Raw genomic sequence first — 3,354 nt, 5'->3', positions numbered from 1 at the left:
TTGGGTGGTAGGGATTGACGCTGGCCATCTCATCGGACAGATCGGCACCGCTGCCACCCATGGCCTTACCGCCTACGATCTGGCCCGTTTTGCGGATCAGCACCCCATGAGCGCCGAGGGCATCGGTAAGGCTGCACGCAGCCTGTTTTAAGTACCCCACCTTATCCGTCGTTAAAAAGGATGCATCATGACCAAGCATGAAGAAGACAAAATTACGGGAAAACAGCATTATAAAGAAGAGTTACATCAGCTCCAGATTGAGCTAGTCAAACTGCAACGCCACATTATCCGCAAGAATGACAAAATCCTGGTCATTCTGGAAGGACGTGATGCCGCCGGTAAGGACGGCAGCATCAAACGCATCATCCAGCACCTCAGTCCCCGCGAAACACGGGTCGTGGCTTTAGGTAAGCCTTCGGATCGCGAAGAAAGTCAGTGGTATTTCCAGCGCTATACTCCTTATTTTCCCGCCGCCGCAGAAATCGTCTTTTTTAACCGGAGCTGGTATAACCGCGCCGGCGTGGAAAAAGTCATGGGTTTTTGCACTGATGCGCAATATGAAGAATTTTTTGCCGAGGTCACGGATTTTGAAGGCATGCTGGTCCGCTCGGGTATCCATTTCATTAAGGTGTATCTGGATATTTCCAAAAGTGAGCAAAAAAAACGGCTGGAAGCGCGCAAAGACGACCCACTCAAACAATGGAAAACCAGCCCCATTGATGAGCAGGCAGTCAAATATTGGAAGGACTACAGTAGCGCGCGCAACGTCATGTTTGCGCGTACCCACACCAGCTTTACACCCTGGACTATTGTCGATGCAGACGACAAAAAAATCGCCCGCATCCAACTCATCAAGGGGCTATTGAGTCGTTTGGATTATGCCAACAAAGATACCAGCCTGATATTATCCGATCAAACTATTATCTTCGACTATGATCCGCTTTATCTGGAAAATGGTATGATTAAGGTATGAACACAGAACCCTGGCGCCGCCCCTCCGCAGAGCGGCGCCAGGGGCGCTTCTCTAGTCTTTCCTGCTCCGCCGACTCCTGCGACTTTTCGCGGCGCCACCACCCTGTCCCTCTGGCATGACCCGCTCGAAGTCGATTTTACGCTCATCTAAATTAACATTCATGACCCTGATCTCAATTTCATCGCCCAACTGGAAGGTTTCTTTGCTGCGATCGCCAATGATGCGGTAGTGTTGCGCGTCAAAGTGGAAGTAGTCTTCACCGAGGGTGCTGATATGGATAAGACCCTCCACATAAATTTCCCGTAACGCCACAAAGAGACCAAAGCCGGTGACGCCGGTAATAATGCCGGTATAGGTCTCTCCTACTTTATCCATCATAAATTCGCACTTGAGCCAGTTTATCGCCTCGCGACTGGCTTCGTCGGCCCGCCGTTCAGTCATGGAACAATGCTGGCCGAGTTCTTGCAGTTCCTTTTTCGGAAACCACTTCGGTTCAGCACCCGCAGCGTCCAGTAAGGCCTGAATACCGCGATGCACCACGAGATCCGGATAGCGGCGGATGGGTGAGGTAAAGTGCGTATAGGCCGGGAAGGCCAGTCCGAAGTGCATACCCGTATCCACGGTGTAATAGGCTTGTGCCAGGCTGCGCAGAATGACCGTCTGAATCAGACTGGAATCACTGCGCTCACGGGTATCTTCAATGATTTTGGCCAGATCAGCACTGCGCGGGTGGGTAGGCAGACGCACCGGCACGCCGAGCTCCCCGAGAAAGCGACGCAAATCTTCCAGCTTGTCGCTGGACGGCTCCGGATGCACCCGGTACAGCATGGGCAGCTCATGGATGCGGAAATATTGCGCCGCACACACATTCGCCGCGAGCATACATTCCTCAATGATCCGATGCGCCACATTGCGGGTGACAGCCACAATTTTTTCAATACGCAACTGGTCGTTGTAGATAATACGGCTTTCCTGTGAGTCAAACTCAATAGTGCCACGCCGCTCACGGGCCTTGGCAAGGCTTTCATAGAGGCGGTGCAGGGCCTCCAGGTGCGGGGCCATAGCCGCGTCCTGCGCCCTTAAGACCTCGTCACCCGCCAATATGGCCGCCACTTCATCGTAGGTAAAACGGCGCTGAGAGCGCATGACGCCCCGGTCAAAACGGAAACGCTGCACCTCGCCCGTCGCATCCATCTCCATCTCACAAAGCATGCAGAGGCGATCCACATGGGGGTTGAGGGAACAGAGTCCGTTGGACAGTATCTCGGGCAGCATGGGAATCACCCGCCGCGGGAAATAGACTGAATTGCCGCGGGTCACTGCCTCTTTGTCCAGCGCCGAGTCCGTGCGCACATAAGTGGCCACGTCGGCGATTGCGACAATCAGCCGGAAGCCATTTTCGATTTCCTCGGCGTAGACCGCATCGTCAAAGTCCTTGGCGTCGGCGCCGTCAATGGTGACCAGCGGCAGGTCTCGCAGATCTCGGCGACCTTCCTTCATCACCTCCGGCACTGTCTCCGAGAAGTGCGTGATTTCGGCAAGCACTTCTCCTGACCACTGATGGGGCAGACCATAGTTACGGACGGCAATTTCGACTTCCATACCCGGGGCCATGTGCTCACCGAGAATCTCGACGATGCGCCCTTGTGGCATATTGCGCCCATCGGGGTACTGAGTAATTTGCAGCGTGACAATCTGTCCGTGCACGGGCGCTAATTCACCACCCTCTACCACCCCGAACTCCTGGGGAATACGGCGGTCTTCGGGAACCACGTAATGTACACCACCATCCGCATAGTAACGGCCCACAATCTCCTTGAGCGCGCGCTCCAAAATGCGCACAACCGCGCCTTCAATACGTCCGCGCCGATCCTCCCCTACCGCCCGTCCCAAAATCGTATCGCCATGGAACACCTTGCGCATTTCCCGCGGAGAAAGGAAGAGATCCTTCCCGCCCCCCTCGGGGATCAGGAAACCAAAGCCATCGGGGTGGGCGCTGACCGTACCACGCACCAATTCCATCGCCTCAACGATTCCGTAAGCGCCGCGACGGTTGCGAACCAGTTGCCCGTCCCGTTCCATGGCCCGCAGACGACGCCGCAAGGCTTCCTGATCATCTTCGGCCACCTCGAGCTCAGTGATAATGCCTTCCAGAGTCAGTGGCTGGCCAGCACCCTCCAGATAGCTGAGAATGTACTCCCGGCTAACGATAGGCCGTTCATATTTTTCTTTTTCGCGCTCGAACATGGGATCGCGGTCACTCAGCGATGCGGGTTCTTGTGTTTCCGGCATTGACAAATGCTCCTTAATAAATGATTATTCCGTTCACGCCGAGGTGGCGGAATTGGTAGACGCGCTAGGTTCAGGTCCTAGTGAGCGAA

General features: G+C 54.8%; 2 protein-coding genes. One reads left to right on the top strand and one right to left on the bottom strand.

The features are described 5' to 3' along the window. Positions 1–187: 187 nt before the first annotated feature. Positions 188–973, top strand: a complete 786-nt coding sequence (ppk2, locus tag Q0C48_RS06255; protein WP_291522601.1) for a polyphosphate kinase 2 — start codon at positions 188–190, stop codon at positions 971–973. A gap of 51 nt (positions 974–1,024) precedes the next feature. Here ppk2 and rnr read toward each other — a convergent pair whose 3' ends face one another. Continuing rightward, positions 1,025–3,265 carry a ribonuclease R gene (gene rnr / locus Q0C48_RS06250; protein ID WP_291522598.1) on the bottom strand — a complete coding sequence of 747 codons (2,241 nt, stop codon included), beginning with the start codon at positions 3,263–3,265 and terminating at the stop codon, positions 1,025–1,027. Positions 3,266–3,354: the final 89 nt, after the last annotated feature.

The sequence above is a fragment of the Acidithiobacillus sp. genome, from assembly GCF_023255755.1.
Classification (GTDB): domain Bacteria; phylum Pseudomonadota; class Gammaproteobacteria; order Acidithiobacillales; family Acidithiobacillaceae; genus Acidithiobacillus.
The sequence above is the reverse complement of the archived record's forward strand: the minus strand, read 5'-3'. Positions and strand labels throughout refer to the sequence as shown.